Annotated in this window: 17 protein-coding genes; all 17 read right to left on the bottom strand. The window is 46.7% G+C overall.

Going from position 1 to position 13,903, the window contains the following annotated elements:
• Positions 1-11: 11 nt before the first annotated feature.
• Positions 12-386 (bottom strand): response regulator, encoded by a 375-nt coding sequence (locus L7E55_RS13355; RefSeq protein WP_277444781.1) that lies wholly within the window; start codon positions 384-386, stop codon positions 12-14.
• Between the two features lie 23 nt (positions 387-409).
• Entirely contained in the window at positions 410-1,033 is a 624-nt protein-coding gene (locus L7E55_RS13350; protein ID WP_277444780.1) for a chemotaxis protein CheC, read from the bottom strand.
• Positions 1,034-1,050: 17 nt separating this feature from the next.
• Entirely contained in the window at positions 1,051-1,821 is a 771-nt protein-coding gene (locus L7E55_RS13345; protein ID WP_277444779.1) for a CheR family methyltransferase, read from the bottom strand.
• 49 nt (positions 1,822-1,870) lie between these two features.
• Positions 1,871-2,401, bottom strand: a complete 531-nt coding sequence (locus L7E55_RS13340; protein WP_277444778.1) for a chemotaxis protein CheD — start codon at positions 2,399-2,401, stop codon at positions 1,871-1,873.
• Between the two features lie 12 nt (positions 2,402-2,413).
• Positions 2,414-3,172, bottom strand: coding sequence for a flagellar hook-basal body protein (locus tag L7E55_RS13335; protein ID WP_277444777.1), 759 nt, complete (start codon positions 3,170-3,172; stop codon positions 2,414-2,416).
• A gap of 194 nt (positions 3,173-3,366) precedes the next feature.
• Positions 3,367-4,140, bottom strand: coding sequence for a flagellar hook-basal body protein (locus L7E55_RS13330; protein WP_277444776.1), 774 nt, complete (start codon positions 4,138-4,140; stop codon positions 3,367-3,369).
• Between the two features lie 75 nt (positions 4,141-4,215).
• A complete protein-coding gene (locus tag L7E55_RS13325; RefSeq protein WP_277444775.1) occupies positions 4,216-4,983 on the bottom strand; it encodes a FliA/WhiG family RNA polymerase sigma factor in 768 nt (255 codons plus the stop codon).
• 52 nt (positions 4,984-5,035) lie between these two features.
• Positions 5,036-5,680 carry a flagellar brake protein gene (locus tag L7E55_RS13320; RefSeq protein WP_277444811.1) on the bottom strand — a complete coding sequence of 215 codons (645 nt, stop codon included), beginning with the start codon at positions 5,678-5,680 and terminating at the stop codon, positions 5,036-5,038.
• Between the two features lie 17 nt (positions 5,681-5,697).
• Positions 5,698-6,564, bottom strand: a complete 867-nt coding sequence (locus tag L7E55_RS13315; RefSeq protein ID WP_277444774.1) for a MinD/ParA family protein — start codon at positions 6,562-6,564, stop codon at positions 5,698-5,700.
• A complete protein-coding gene (gene flhF / locus L7E55_RS13310) occupies positions 6,545-7,810 on the bottom strand; it encodes a flagellar biosynthesis GTPase FlhF (protein WP_277444773.1) in 1,266 nt (421 codons plus the stop codon). Before flhF ends, L7E55_RS13315 begins: the two co-directional genes overlap by 20 nt.
• Positions 7,807-9,891 (bottom strand): flagellar biosynthesis protein FlhA, encoded by a 2,085-nt coding sequence (flhA, locus tag L7E55_RS13305; RefSeq protein ID WP_277444772.1) that lies wholly within the window; start codon positions 9,889-9,891, stop codon positions 7,807-7,809. The genes flhF and flhA overlap by 4 nt, the downstream gene beginning before the upstream one ends.
• Before the next feature lie 228 nt (positions 9,892-10,119).
• Positions 10,120-11,196, bottom strand: a complete 1,077-nt coding sequence (gene flhB / locus L7E55_RS13300) for a flagellar biosynthesis protein FlhB (RefSeq protein ID WP_277444771.1) — start codon at positions 11,194-11,196, stop codon at positions 10,120-10,122.
• Positions 11,197-11,964, bottom strand: a complete 768-nt coding sequence (gene fliR, locus L7E55_RS13295) for a flagellar biosynthetic protein FliR (protein ID WP_277444770.1) — start codon at positions 11,962-11,964, stop codon at positions 11,197-11,199.
• Between the two features lie 15 nt (positions 11,965-11,979).
• On the bottom strand, positions 11,980-12,249 hold the full coding sequence (gene fliQ, locus L7E55_RS13290; protein ID WP_277444769.1) for a flagellar biosynthesis protein FliQ: 270 nt from the start codon (positions 12,247-12,249) through the stop codon (positions 11,980-11,982).
• Between the two features lie 13 nt (positions 12,250-12,262).
• Complete coding sequence (fliP, locus tag L7E55_RS13285; RefSeq protein WP_277444768.1) at positions 12,263-13,021, bottom strand: flagellar type III secretion system pore protein FliP; 759 nt, start codon at positions 13,019-13,021, stop codon at positions 12,263-12,265.
• A gap of 11 nt (positions 13,022-13,032) precedes the next feature.
• Positions 13,033-13,527, bottom strand: coding sequence for a flagellar biosynthetic protein FliO (locus tag L7E55_RS13280; protein ID WP_277444767.1), 495 nt, complete (start codon positions 13,525-13,527; stop codon positions 13,033-13,035).
• Complete coding sequence (locus tag L7E55_RS13275) at positions 13,524-13,901, bottom strand: FliM/FliN family flagellar motor switch protein (RefSeq protein ID WP_277444810.1); 378 nt, start codon at positions 13,899-13,901, stop codon at positions 13,524-13,526. The genes L7E55_RS13280 and L7E55_RS13275 overlap by 4 nt, the downstream gene beginning before the upstream one ends.
• Positions 13,902-13,903 lie beyond the last annotated feature (2 nt).

Raw genomic sequence — 13,903 nt, 5'->3', positions numbered from 1 at the left:
CCTAAATACTTTTACTGGCCGGCCCTTGCCATGACTCTTTCGATGGCCTGGAGGATCCGGTCTTGCTGGAATGGCTTAACGATAAAGTCTTTCGCGCCGGCCTGTATCGCCTCCATTACCATGGCTTGCTGGCCCATCGCGCTGCACATGATCACGTTAGCATTGGGATCAATACTGCGAATCGCTTTGACACCTTCAATCCCGTTCATTTCCGGCATAGTAATGTCCATGGTCACAAGGTCGGGCTTATGCTGCTTGTACAACTCTACGGCAATTTGCCCGTTTTCCGCTTCACCAACTACCTCATAACCGTTCTTGCTAACGATATTTTTAATCATCATCCTCATAAAAGCCGCATCGTCAACGATTAAAATCCGCTTCCCCAAAATAGTTCCCTCCTGTCAATAGTCTATGCTCCTTCTGTAATGCCAAGTGCTTCAAAAAGCCGGTTTAGGGCTCCGGTTTCCGGCAGCATAAAAAAATGTCCTCTTATTTCGTCTGTTTCCTGGAAAAAAACTGTTTCAATAAACAGGACTTGATCATCCCAGTGACCGCTGGCCACAAGGGAAGTGCTTAAAATCGCCCCGAACATATCAAAAGCAAACATAGGAACCGAAGTATTCATACTCAGACCGGTCATCCCACCGATGGCGTTCATAAATGAGCCCGTTAAAACATTGCCTATTTCGGAAACAGCCGACTCACCCATAACGTCCAGTTCTGTAACATCACCAACCCCCTGTCCCATCAACATTTCAATTAACCTGTAGGTGCTCTGCTCCGTAAAAATAAACAATACTGTTCCGGGAACATCACCTTCGACATTCAAAAAGACGCATGACACTACTTCCTCAGGTCCGCCTACCATGTTGAATATTTCTTCCACATCGATAAAGAAGGCTTTTGGAACAGCCATATCCACTTTTTTATCAAGCAGTTCAGCTAAAGCGGTAGCCGCGTTGCCCAAGCCGATATTGCTTATTTCCTGTAAAGCGTCAATATAAACATCCGGGATTACCTTTTTATCCAACATATTAATCCCCTCTTTAATTACTTTCTAAGGTAATAACACGAGGCAATTTTTTCAAGACCCAGTTCTTTATAGTTGAATATCATCTCACTGGCGCCAATAAACAGCACGCCTCCAGGTTTCAGCGCCTTGACAAATTTATTATTCAAAACATCCTGCGCTTCCCTGGTAAAGTATATCATCACATTCCGGCAGGCGATCAAGTCGTAGCTTTGCCCGTACTGATCCAGCAGCAGGTCGTGCTGCCGCAAGTTAACCATGTTCTTTATATTGTCATGTAAGTAGTACATGTTGCCTTCTTTTCTGAAATATTTGTCAAGTCTTGGACCGCTGACATTACGCACCTGATCTTGATTATAACAAGCATCGGCCGCCGCCTGCAGAATATTCCGGTCCAGATCAGTGCCTTCGATCTGGTGGCGCCGATTTGGAGATAATTCGTGCAAAATAATCGCTATGGAATAGGGTTCAGCCCCGTTGGAGCAGGCTGCGCTCCAGACTTTCAAGGCACCTTTTTCCAACAGCATTGGCATAACTTTTTCTTCCAGTACGCTAAACATCGACTTATCGCGAAAAAACTCTGATACATTGATAGTCACGGTATCGAGGAAGTCCGTGTAAGCTTTTCTGTCTGAGTTCAATAATTTAAAAAAGCCGGCGTAGTCGCCATTATTTATTTTTTGCTTTGTCATCAAGCTGTCCAATCGGCGCTTTAACTGATTCTCTTTATAAGCGTTCAAATCCAATTTAAAATTGCTGCGTATTCTATCTTTAAAAAGTGAAAAATCCATACTTAAATTCCTTATCTCCATATATCTTAAATATTTACTTGCCTGACAATCAAATTACTTTCAACGGGGTTCCCACTGTCCGGATAGTCACCTGACCGTTAGTTGTATCTAAAATCATGGTTCTGCCCCTGTTTCCGCCCACTTCCTCCGCCAGTATCCGGATACCCAAGTTTTTTAAAGTCAGCTTGGTCATGGCAATATTTCGCTCCCCGATATTTAAAACAAATTTTTCATTTAACCCGGAAAACATCTGCGCTCCACCAGCTATCTTCGCTTGAAGGTTACTAACCTTGCCACCGTATCGTCTAATTTCCGATAACAGGAGAGGTATTCCCAAGTCGGCAAACTTGGCTGGTTTCGTAACACTATTGAACTGGGTACTGTCAGGGAGCATAATATGTAACAACCCCCCTATCTTGGCAGCCGGGTCGTACAGGGTAAGCCCGACACAGGAACCAAGGCCCAGGGTAATTAAGCGATCCGGCTGTGATGCAACTTTCAAATCGGCTATACCCACCTGAATCTCGGTATAGTTAGCTGCCTGGAATGCCGTTGCTTCCCGTACCGGTGAAACCTGCATTTTACGATCACCTTACTTCCGCAAATTATTAGCCATCCCCCACATTTCATCCGCGGTACGCATGGTCCGGGCGTTAAAACCATATGCTCGCTGGGCTTCAATTAGATTTGTCATCTCTTCCACCAAACTAAAGTTCGGCGCTTCCAGAAACCCTTGCATAATCGTTCCATATCCGGGACTTGCGGCAACTCCGGGCACAACCTCTCCCAGTTCACTATCAAATGATAAAAGATCCTCTCCTTCCAACTTTAGTCCCGCCAGATTAGTAAACTTGTACAGCTGGATTTGACCTGATTCAGACACGCCTTGGGGTCCTTCGGCTGTAACTTTTCCGTCCGCAGAAATCATTATTTTATTTGCGTCTGGATTAAACCGGATCCCCTCCAGCACGCAGCCATTAGGAGTCACCAGGTTACCGGACTCATCAAGGTTAAAAGTGCCGTCGCGTGTATAATACTCCTCGCCGCCGCGGACAACCCGGAAAAAGCCTTCTCCTTTCACGGCAAGATCCAGTGAGCGTCCAGTTTTTATGACATCACCCGGGCTAAAATATTTGGCCACTTCAGCTACCCGCACACCATTGCCAGAGGTTACGTCAGGGTTACCTGGAGAACCGGTATACTCAACCGGTTGGTTGATCAGTTCGGCAAAATTGGCCCGGAGTTTCTTATAACCAGGTGTGTCGATATTGGTCAGATTATTAGCCAATGTATCAACTTTCAATTGTTGTGCGTTCATTCCACAAGCGCTGCTACTCAATGCTTTTAGCATAACCTTACACCTCTATAATACCATAATCTTTAGGAAATTCTATCCATCGGTTATTTTTTGTGCAACTAAACCAGAAAAAAGGCATTTTTACCGTTATTATTCAGGTACTCAGAATTCAGTAGTCGGAATTCAGAATATTTCGGGATGTAAACCATTCTTTTATTCTGACTCCTTGACTTCTGACTCCTGAGTACTTACCTCAAACTACCCACCTGGTTAACTGCTTTAGACAGCATTTCGTCCTGGGATTGAATCAAGCGCTGGTTAGCCTCATATGCCCTGGTTACGGTAATCAAATTAACCATCTCGTCAACAGGATTGACATTAGAGCCCTCCAGAAAACCTTGTTTAACAGAAGTGTTGGATGCGGTTTCCGCCGCCCCTTCTCTGTCAACAAATAAATCGTCAGTCTCTTTGTAAAGACTATTAAGATTGCTAAACTCAGCCAGTTGGAGTTTTTCCACCCGGACACCGTCGACCATAACGCTCCCGTCAGACGTAACGTCGAATTTCAATTCCGAATTTCCTAGTAATATTTCGCCATTCTCACCCAGCACACGATAACCTCCGGCAGTAGCCAGATAGCCATTTTCGTCAATCTTAAAGGCGCCATTGCGGGTATAACAGACTCTTCCCGGATCACCCTGTGCCGGAGCGTTTACCGCAAAAAAACCCGGACCACTCAGAAAAATGTCCGTTTTATTCCCAGTTTCTTGAACACTCCCCGTGGTGAAATCAGTTGATATTTCCGCCAACCGCGCCCCTATGCTTGTGGTTCCAATTTTTCGGGTGTGCTGCGGCAACAATGGGTTTTTATTTTGAGGGCCTCCTTTTTCGATCAAAAGCATCTCGGGAAAACTCTTAATTAAATAAGTATCCTTTTTGTAACCAGGTGTCGTCGCGTTCGAAATATCATTTGCCGTCCCGTCAATACATGTTTGTAAAACATCCATCCCGGAAGCAGCCATATACAAGCCCCTTAACAATTCATACCACACCCTTCGATTAATGTTTCGTAATACTTTATCTCACTACACCATGAATCAAATATTTTTCAACTTTTTCCTCAACCTTTCTATCGCCCGGGTATGCAACTGACAGACCCTTGATTCCGAAACTTCAAGCACTTTACTAATCTCCTTTAATGTCAGTCTCTCTTGATAATAAAGCGATAATACCAACTGGTCTTTTTCAGAAAGTGTCCTGATAGCTTCAGTTAATTGTCGTTTACCTTCCTTTCCTTCGACGACATCCAGTGGATCGGGACTTGCCGGGTCCCGGATTAAATCCACCAAACGAACTGGTTCACCGTCAGTGCCCGATGCGATTTCATCTAGTGAGGAAAGATTAAGCAAGTTGGTCTGTCCGGCCAGCTTGTGCAACTCGGACAAGGTTAAACCCATTGCCCCGGCCAGCATTTCTTCCGACATATTCTCGCCATGCTCTTTTTGCAATCTTTCCTTGGTCAAATTTAACTGCTGTATTTTTTGCCATACTGTACGGGGCACCCAGTTCAACTTACGTATTTCATCAATCATGGCGCCCTTAATGCGGCTGTATGCGTAAGCCTTGAAGCTGGTTCCCAGATCAGGATTATATTTTTCCACTGCCTCCAAGAGACCGAACACCCCGTAGCTTTCCAAGTCTTCCTGATCTATTATGGCAGGCAATCTGACCGCCAGCCGCCCCGCGAGATGTTTCACCAAAGACAGGTGAGCCGTAACTAATTCATGCTTAATATTTTCCTCCCTTGTTGTGCGGTATTCCCGCCAAAGCTCTTCGGTAACAGCCATGTCATCACCCATTTCCATAAAGGAGGCTGCACTTTTTACGAGTTTATATCTAACGTAAAAATATTTAATTTTATCTTAGCCGCCTTTGTTCAGACATTATATTAAATAAAAAGCGGGTAATTAAATCCTCTTGTTTGCGGTTTATTTTCACAAATTGGATAGCGGCTTGGCGCAATCTTGTACGCTCGTCGGCCCAGATCCTTACAACCCTGCCAACGACTTCTATCTCTTGGGGTCCTGTCTTTAATGGAATTGTAAACTTGATAATTATACGCGTTTCCGCGGCCAAATCATTATTAATCAATAACCTGATCCCGCCGCCGCTTAAATCAATACTATCTGCCTTCAAAAAGACAGGTTCTTTGCCTCCAATGGGAATCCTGGCATAATCTACTTCCAAAGTTATGGGAACCCTGACAAAATCTCTTAGCTGAACGCGAGTGTACTCTTTCGGCATGGCCAGCACGAACAACGGGATGTTATCGTACCGCCGTCCGCGCGTTTTTGTGATAAACTCATACCGTGTCATGTCAGCGATAAATGATACTTTTACCTGTTCTCCTTTACTTAAAACCAGCGGCCTCGATTCCTTCAACGGAACTGAAATACAAAACTCACGTTCGTTAATATCCTGCACACTGGAAGCATACCAGTCATCATCGCTATCAAGACGGGCAACCCGGATGTTCTGGTTGATCCTAATCCAATTTTGCACAGCCAACAATGTTCCCCCTAACCAAATAACCCCATCAACTTGCCCCAGAACCCCCCACTAACCGCGGGAGAAGGAGCAACTCCCGTTAATAATTCCGCCATCCCGGCAACGCTCCGGGAAGCCGTTGAAGAGGGGCTGGTTATAAAGAAAGGTTGCTGCTTTCTTATTGCCTGAGCGACCACCCTGTCTTCAGGGATCCAACCTAGGTTGTTGATCTTTATTTCTAAAAACCGGCCGGCAACTGTTTGTATCTTGTTTAACGTATGTATTGCCTCCTGCTTGCCGGAGGCGCGGTTAACCACGAGATATACTTCCGAATGCACTTTATAATTGGCAAGCACTTTTATTAGCGCATAAGCGTCAGTCAACGAAGTCGGATCGGGTGTAACCACTATGATCACTTCCCCGGCTGCCGCTAAGAAACCAAGCACGTTCTTATTGATACCCGCGCCATTATCAATAATAAGCACATCGTCACGACAGTTGAACCGGTCGAACATTTTTAAAAGCCACTGCCGCCTGTTGTGGTCCAAATTGGCCATCTCCAGACAACCGGAACCGCCGGATATCACATTTATCCCAAACGGACCCTGTACAGTAATTTCCTCAATAGTTTTATCTCCATAGAGCACCTCGTACAAGCTAAAGCGGGGAACCAGCCCAAGCATGACCTCTGCGTTGGCCAGACCGAGATCCGCGTCAAGCAGGGTAACATTGAGACCCATCTTAGCCATGCATAGCGCCAGGTTTACCGACAGGCTCGTCTTGCCGACTCCGCCTTTCCCGCTAGCCACAGCGATTGCTCTGGGGCCAGAAGGCGTGTTTTCGCTTTTTACTATTGAACCCCGGTAAATTCGGCCCGCCTTAGGTGGCCATAACTTCATCCGGGTCAACTCCCCTGAATAGTAATTCTGCTATACTCCTGGGCTTTGCTTCGCTAATACAGTCCGGTATGCCCTGGCCGTCCGCCAGATAAGCCACAGGCATACCGTAAGCACTTACTAAATTCAAAATAGAGCCATAGGTCTCGGTTTCATCAAGTTTAGTAAAAATTATTTTTGAGCATTTTATTTTTTGAAATTCAAAAGCAATTTTGTTTAAATCTCTATTTTTCGTGGTCAGACTTAAAACCAAAAAAATATCCTGTGGTTCCCCGACAGCGTCAAGAAAACTTTTGAGTTCCAGCAACTGCCCGTTATTTCGCGCCGAGCGGCCGGCAGTATCAACGAGTACAAAGTCTTTATCGGAGTGGTTTTCCAACACTCTAGCCAATTCAGCCGGAGTCATTACCACCTCAACCGGAATGCCCAGAAAATCCCCATAAGCCTGTAGTTGTTCCATAGCTCCCAGCCGGTATGTTTGAATCGCGACCAGGGCAATCTTCTTATTCTCATTAAGGCTTAATTTAGTCGCCAATTTCGCTAGTGTGGTTGTCTTTCCCACCCCGGTAGGCCCAACGAAGGTCAACACCCTGGTTTTTTCTGTTGGAATATAAGCCGGCTCCAACAGGCGGATGACTTGCCTCTTGATATTCAGATAGACATTCTCAAATTCACTACCGGACTGGCTTAATTCACTGTTGAGGTCCGACAACAGTCTCTCGACTATATTTTCATCCACATCCATTTTTATCAGCGCTCTTCTCCAATTGAATACGGGATCTCCACCCTGGCCTGCTTCCATTTCTTTATTGACAATCATTTCGAAGAGGCTTCTCCTTTCCACGCCTTGCCGGACCTCCCGCCCCACTGGGCCTGGACCTTCCGCCAGCTGGCTGTCCGCCGGATTGTCCGGTCTCCTTGCGCCGTATCTGCCACTGGTAAGGTAGAGAGTACGTTCACCATGTCCTTGCTGCTTTAAGGGCAACGCAACCGCCGGGCTACTTTGACTGTTTGCACTATTGCCGGCTGTCGCGGCCAGTTGCACCGGGGCTCTTTTCAATCTAAAATTAATCTCATGGGGCTCATCCAGGGCGGCAGTTACTTCGAGCAACCTGGGCATAAAAAATCCCGCAATACCTTTGGCAGGCACCTTGTAACTGCTGACAATCACCGCATCCGGACCCAGATCCTGCTTTATCAGCCTGATAGCCTCCTGCATTTCCCTGACTACATAACGCTTAATTTTCAATCTAACGTCACCGTCCCTATAGCCTCAACTTCTACATTCGGAGCGATTTCATTCATTGACAGCACGGCAAGGTTCGGCAGAAACCTTTCCGTCAACCTGCGAAACGGCAGGCGTACCTTTGATGAACAAAGAACCACCGGAGGAAACCCGCGCAGGGTGAGGTTATCCACTGTTTCCTTCAACTTATTTAACACTTGCCTGGCAACTTGCGGTTCCAAAACAGGATAAGAACCCATTTGAGTCTGTTCAATAGAGTCGGCGACAGACTGTTCCAACCTGGGATGCAAAGTGACTACCGCAATTTTTGATGAGTCCGTCCCCGTATACTGGCTGCAAATGGTCCTGGACAAGGCCTGACGCGTACATTCCGTCAGGTAGTCAGGGTCCTTGCTAATCCTGGCGCCGTCTGCCAACGCCTCCAGAATACCGGCCAGGTCTCTTATCGGCACTCTTTCTTTCAGGAGATTTTGCAAGATTTTTTGCACTTCACCCATGGTCATCAAGTCAGGGACCAGTTCCTCAACAACAACCGAATTCTTTTCTTTCACGACATCCAGCAATTCTTTAACTTCCTGCCTGCCTAACAGTTCGTGCGCGTGCCTCTTGACAACTTCAGTGAGATGGGTAACCAAAACAGTGGCACAGTCAACAACAGTAAACCCGTTCATTTCCACCTGGTCTCGGTCTTCGGCAGACACCCACCAGGCCGGCAGTCCAAAAGTCGGCTCAGTGGTAGGTGTCCCCTTGACATTCAACTCCTGCCCAAGCGGGTCCATGGCCAGGAACTGCCCCGGCATCAACTCGCCAGCGGCTATTTCAATACCGCGCAACTTAAAAGAATAAGCGTTTGGGTTAAGCTGCAGGTTGTCCCTGATCCGGATCGGGCGGACATAAATCCCCATTTCTCCGGCACACTGGCGCCGGACAGCCGCCAAACGGTGCAGCAAGTCACCACCCTGTCCTTCATCAGTCAACAAGATCAGGTTATACCCAATTTCAATTTCCAAGGTATCGACTTGAAAGAAAGTAGAAACATTTTCCGGCTCTTTCTTTTGTTCTCGGCTTTCCCGTGCAACCTGTTCCCGCTTCGCCGTTGTTTTTTTCTTCTCCGCCCGGATCATATTGTAAGCCAGATATCCTGTAACCCCAGCCAGGGATAGAAACAGTATATTGGGCATGGCCGGAATAAGGCCGATCACGAATAGGATAAAAGTAGCAACTATCAACACTTTTGGAAAATTTAAAAACTGACTTGACAGATCTTTACCAAAGCTGGTGTCGGAAGTGGACCTGGTGACCAGAATGCCAGTCGCGGTTGAGATAAGAAGCGCCGGTATCTGGGCAACCAAACCCTCACCGATTGTCAGTAACGTATAAGTCTGCAGCGCTTGAAGAAAGGACATGTTCTTTTGCACCATGCCGATAATCAGGCCGCCTAAAATGTTAATAATAATGATAATAATACCGGCAATAGCGTCACCGCGGACGAACTTGCTGGCCCCGTCCATCGCCCCGAAGAAATCCGCCTCACGCTGCAGACGCTTCCGCCTATCCCGCGCCTCAACCTCGTTAATCATACCCGCGTTAAACTCAGCGTCAATGCTCATTTGCTTGCCCGGCATGGCATCCAGGGTAAAACGCGCGGCAACTTCCGCCACCCTGCCGGCGCCGTTGGTGATCACCACAAACTGGATAACAGTGATAATAATAAATACAACCATTCCCACCACGTAGCTGCCGCCGACCACAAACTCTCCAAAAGCCGCGATCACCTTACCGGCCGCGGCGCTCCCTAAAATTAAGCGGGTGGATGAAATATTCAGCGCCAAACGGTAAAGAGTAGTCACCAGCAAGAGCGAGGGAAAAACGGAAAACTGCAGAGGCTCAATAGTAAACATAGTGATTAATAGGATCACCAGCCCCATAGTCATGCTTAAAGTGAGCAAGATATCAAGAAAACCCGGTTTCAGCGGAATGATAATCAACAGGATGATCCCGACGATCAGCCCGGCGATAATCAAGTCGCTGCTCTTCTTTATATATGCTCTGGCCGTTACGGGCAGGGGAGTTGGAGAAGCCATCTTCTTCCCTCCGCTTGTCATTACTGTTAAGTATTCAGGAGTCAGGAGTCAGAATTCAGAATAATTCAAAACAATAGACATTCTTTACTTGACTACTGACTTCTGAATACTGATTACTGAACAAGTATTTAGATCAAGTATTCAGAATTCAATGTTCAGCACTTAGAATAATTCAAATAATAACGGTTTTTTTATTCTGACTCCTGACTACTGACTCCTGAGTACTTATTAATAAGAACGATAGTTTTCTTTAGCCTTCAGCCGGTAAACCATGGCCAGGATTTGCGCTACCGCCTGGTAAATTTCCAGGGGTATTTCCTGGTCAATATCAACATTCTTATAAATAAACTGCGCCACTTCTTTATTCTCAATGACCGGGACACCATTATCCCGGGCAATTTCTTTGATCCGCGAGGCAAAATGCCCGGCGCCTTTAGCCACCAGACGCGGCGCCGCCATCTCGCCCTGTTCGTAGCGCAGGGCAACCGCCAGGCGGGTAGGGTTGGTTACTACCACAGTGGCTTGGGGCACTTCCTTGGCAATCCGGTTCATCGAAATATTGCGGTGGACCTCCCGCCGTTTGGACTTAATCTGCTGGTCGCCTTCCATCTGCTTGAATTCATCTTTCACCTCTTGCTTGCTCATCATCAGGTTTTTATTGTATTCCCATCGTTGGTAAAGATAATCAAACAGCGATAAAACCAGGTAACAAAGTCCGGCATAGAAGGCAACCTTAATAATAAAACCGACGATAACCTGGTAAATACCCCATGGTGAGCAGTTGAACAGCACAAGAAGGCTATCCAGATTTTTTCTAATTAATAGATATGTGATCCCTCCGATAATGGAAAACTTTAAAACCGACTTGACTAACTCAACCAGGCTGCGGCGGGAAAACATACGTTGCAAGCCCGACAGTGGATTTAACGTATCCAGGTTGGGCCGCAACGCCTCGCTGGAAAAAAGGAAACCAACTTGAGCCACGTTGGAGGCTATAACTACCAGCAAAGCCACACCAAAAAAAGGAGCGAGCACTTTCATGAAAAACATCACGGCATCTCTAATCGACAGCAGCGGGTTGTAATTCGAACCGTAATGACGGCCGACCTCACTGAAATAGCCGGTCAAATAACGTTGCAGCTCCAGAAAAAAGGTGTCTTTTATGGCAAATAGCAAAACAACTATCGCCAACAGACACAAAGCACCGGTCAAATCAGCGCTTTTGGCCACCTGCCCCTTTCGCCGCGCCTCCTCTAAACGCTTGGGTGTCGCCTGTTCTGTTTTTTCTTGTGCGCTGCCGGCCATTTATATCAACGCTCTCATCAGTGAATATAAATCTCTTTCGATCATGTTAATCAATGAATGAAAGACAGTCCCGAGCAGAGGGATTAAAAAGCTCAAGGTCAATATACCGACCACTATTTTAACAAGAAAACCGGTAAGGAAAACATTAATCTGAGGTGTGGTACGTGATAAAAAGCCAAGTGCCAGGTCACTCACCAGCAATACAGCTAAAACGGGCGCACTTACCTGTAACGCGATGGTAAACGCTCCGGAAAATGTTTTGATCAGCACAAGCGGCACGCTGCCGTTAAGGGCTGCCGCGCTTAACGGCACAAGCTGGTAGCTTTTTGCCAGGCCCATAATCAAGGTATAATGGCCGTCTAGCATAAGGAAGAGAATCAATGACAGCAGGTACAGATACTGGGCTAACAGCGTGTTTTGCGATCCGTTCATCGGGTCAACCAAAGAAGCCATCGAATAACCTATCTGCATATCAATCATCTGTCCGGCCATCCGGATACTGTTAAGAATAATTGTAACCGTAGTGCCTAACATCAAGCCGACGCCAATTTCACTGATCACCGCCAGCCCAAATCCCCAGACTCCTCCGGGTAGTGTCGCCAGGTTGGCGGCGGCTGTAGGGAAAAGAACAACAGCCAACGCCAGGGAAAACCCGACTTTAAAAAGCGGAGGAATACCCCTGAAACCAAAAAGCGGTCCGGAAATCATGAAGGCTGCAGCCCTTAAAAACACCAAGAAGAAGGCCATAACCTGGCTTATGTCGGGCAAATATCAACACCCCGGCTAATGTAGTAAATTAGGTATCTGGTTAAAGAGGTTGGTTGTGTAATTGATCACGCTTTTAAGCATCCATGAACCCAGCAACAGCAAAGTTAAGAACATCCCCACGATCTTCGGCACCATATTCAACATTTGGTCCTGGATCTGGGTGGTGGCCTGGAGAACACTAATCAGCAGTCCGATTAAAAGCGCGACAGCCATAGAAGGTCCCGCGAGGAGCAATACCATGAACAAAGCTTCACGCGCCAAGTGAACCACAAAAGTTTGGCTCAAAACTTTTCCCTCCTCACCGGAAGCTCTCCACCAGGGATTTAACAACCAGCGACCAGCCGTCTACCATTACAAAGAGAAGCAGCTTAAAAGGCAACGCAATCATCACCGGTGGAAGCATAAACATACCCATTGCCATCAGGATGCTGGCCACAACCATATCAATAACCAGGAAAGGTATAAAAAGCAAAAACCCGATTTCAAAGGCCGTTTTCAATTCGCTGATAACAAATGCAGGTATCACCACATATAAAGGCACATCTTCCGGTTTCTCCGGCTTTTCCATTTTCGCCAGATTTACAAACAGCCCCAGGTCTTTTTCCCTGGTCTGCCTGATCATAAAGCTCTGCAGAGGCCTAGCCGCCAGGTTCTGCGCTTCTTGCTGCCCGACCTGATTATTCAAGTATGGTTGCAGCGCCTCCTCATTGATCTGTTTGTAGGTTGGCGCCATAATAAAAGCTGTTAGAAACAAAGCAAGACCTACTATAACCTGATTGCTTGGGATCAATGGCACTCCCAGGGCTGTGCGCAACAGTGAAAGAACAATCACGATCCTGGTAAAAGAAGTCATCATCACCAGGAAAGCAGGCGCCAGTGATAATAGAGTCAACAGGACAAGCAGTTTAACAGTGTCTACCACCTGCTCCGGGCTGTCAGAAGGATGAACGTTCAGGTCAACAGCCGGAAGCGGCGCGGCCGCCGCTTCCGTGGTCAATAAAAATATTACCGCTAATAGTAAAAGAAGGACCGTGAGCTTAGCCTTCAAACTTTTCACTCATTTCACCGTTACCTATCAGGTTTGTTTCCATGTTTCATGTTGGCTCCACTGTGAGAAGCAACTTGTGAACGCAGCTTGTCCAAAGCAACCAGACCAGCCTTAAAAATATATTTCCCCTTTTTTAAGCGGCCGGGAATTGGCCCTGTTTCCCCGGTTTTACCGGTTCCCCGGTTCTGATCGATTTCTTTTATGGCCCGGGGGGTCAACTCCATAACCTCTTCTACCACTATCTTTTCCTGTAAAGGCAACTCATCCAGTTCCTTAATTAATTGAATAGAGTTGTCCTGGTGGGCCAGCAAGTAATATTTCTCACCCAAGCCAACCAGACTTAAGACCGTTTTAGGCCCCAGGGGAAGCTGCTCAACCAGCTTCATCCGGTTTTTGCCCGGTGTTGCCGCATATCGCTTAGCTAGGCCGTACTTCAATACCAGGTAAGCCATCAAAAGAACAAGCGGTAAAGCAACCAGAACACGTACCGCAGCCCAGATTAAATCATTGCTCATAGCAAGCCTTCCGACAATTTTAGATTTTGCGTCTTGTTGATGGCATTAATCCGGACGTTAAACACATCATTAACTACTATAACTTCTCCTTTGGCAAACCTTTGCTGGTTAATATTCACTTCAACCGATTCACCCACAGCTTTATCAAGTCTTAGCACAGAACCTTCCTCCAGGCTCAGTAATTCCCCCAGCTTAAGCTCTCCTTGGCCAAGCTCAACGCTTATCTCAATGTAAACATCATCAAGGTGAAACAGGCCTGTTTTCAGGTTTTCCATTTCTGCAGCCGGTTTTAATGAAGGAAATTGTACTTTTCTAATTTCAACCTCGCCTTTTCGCGGGCCGCCTAGAAGAGACCTGATTTCCTCTTCGGTCATCA

The organism is Pelotomaculum isophthalicicum JI, assembly GCF_029478095.1.
GTDB lineage: Bacteria > Bacillota > Desulfotomaculia > Desulfotomaculales > Pelotomaculaceae > Pelotomaculum_D > Pelotomaculum_D isophthalicicum.
The sequence above is the reverse complement of the archived record's forward strand: the minus strand, read 5'-3'. Positions and strand labels throughout refer to the sequence as shown.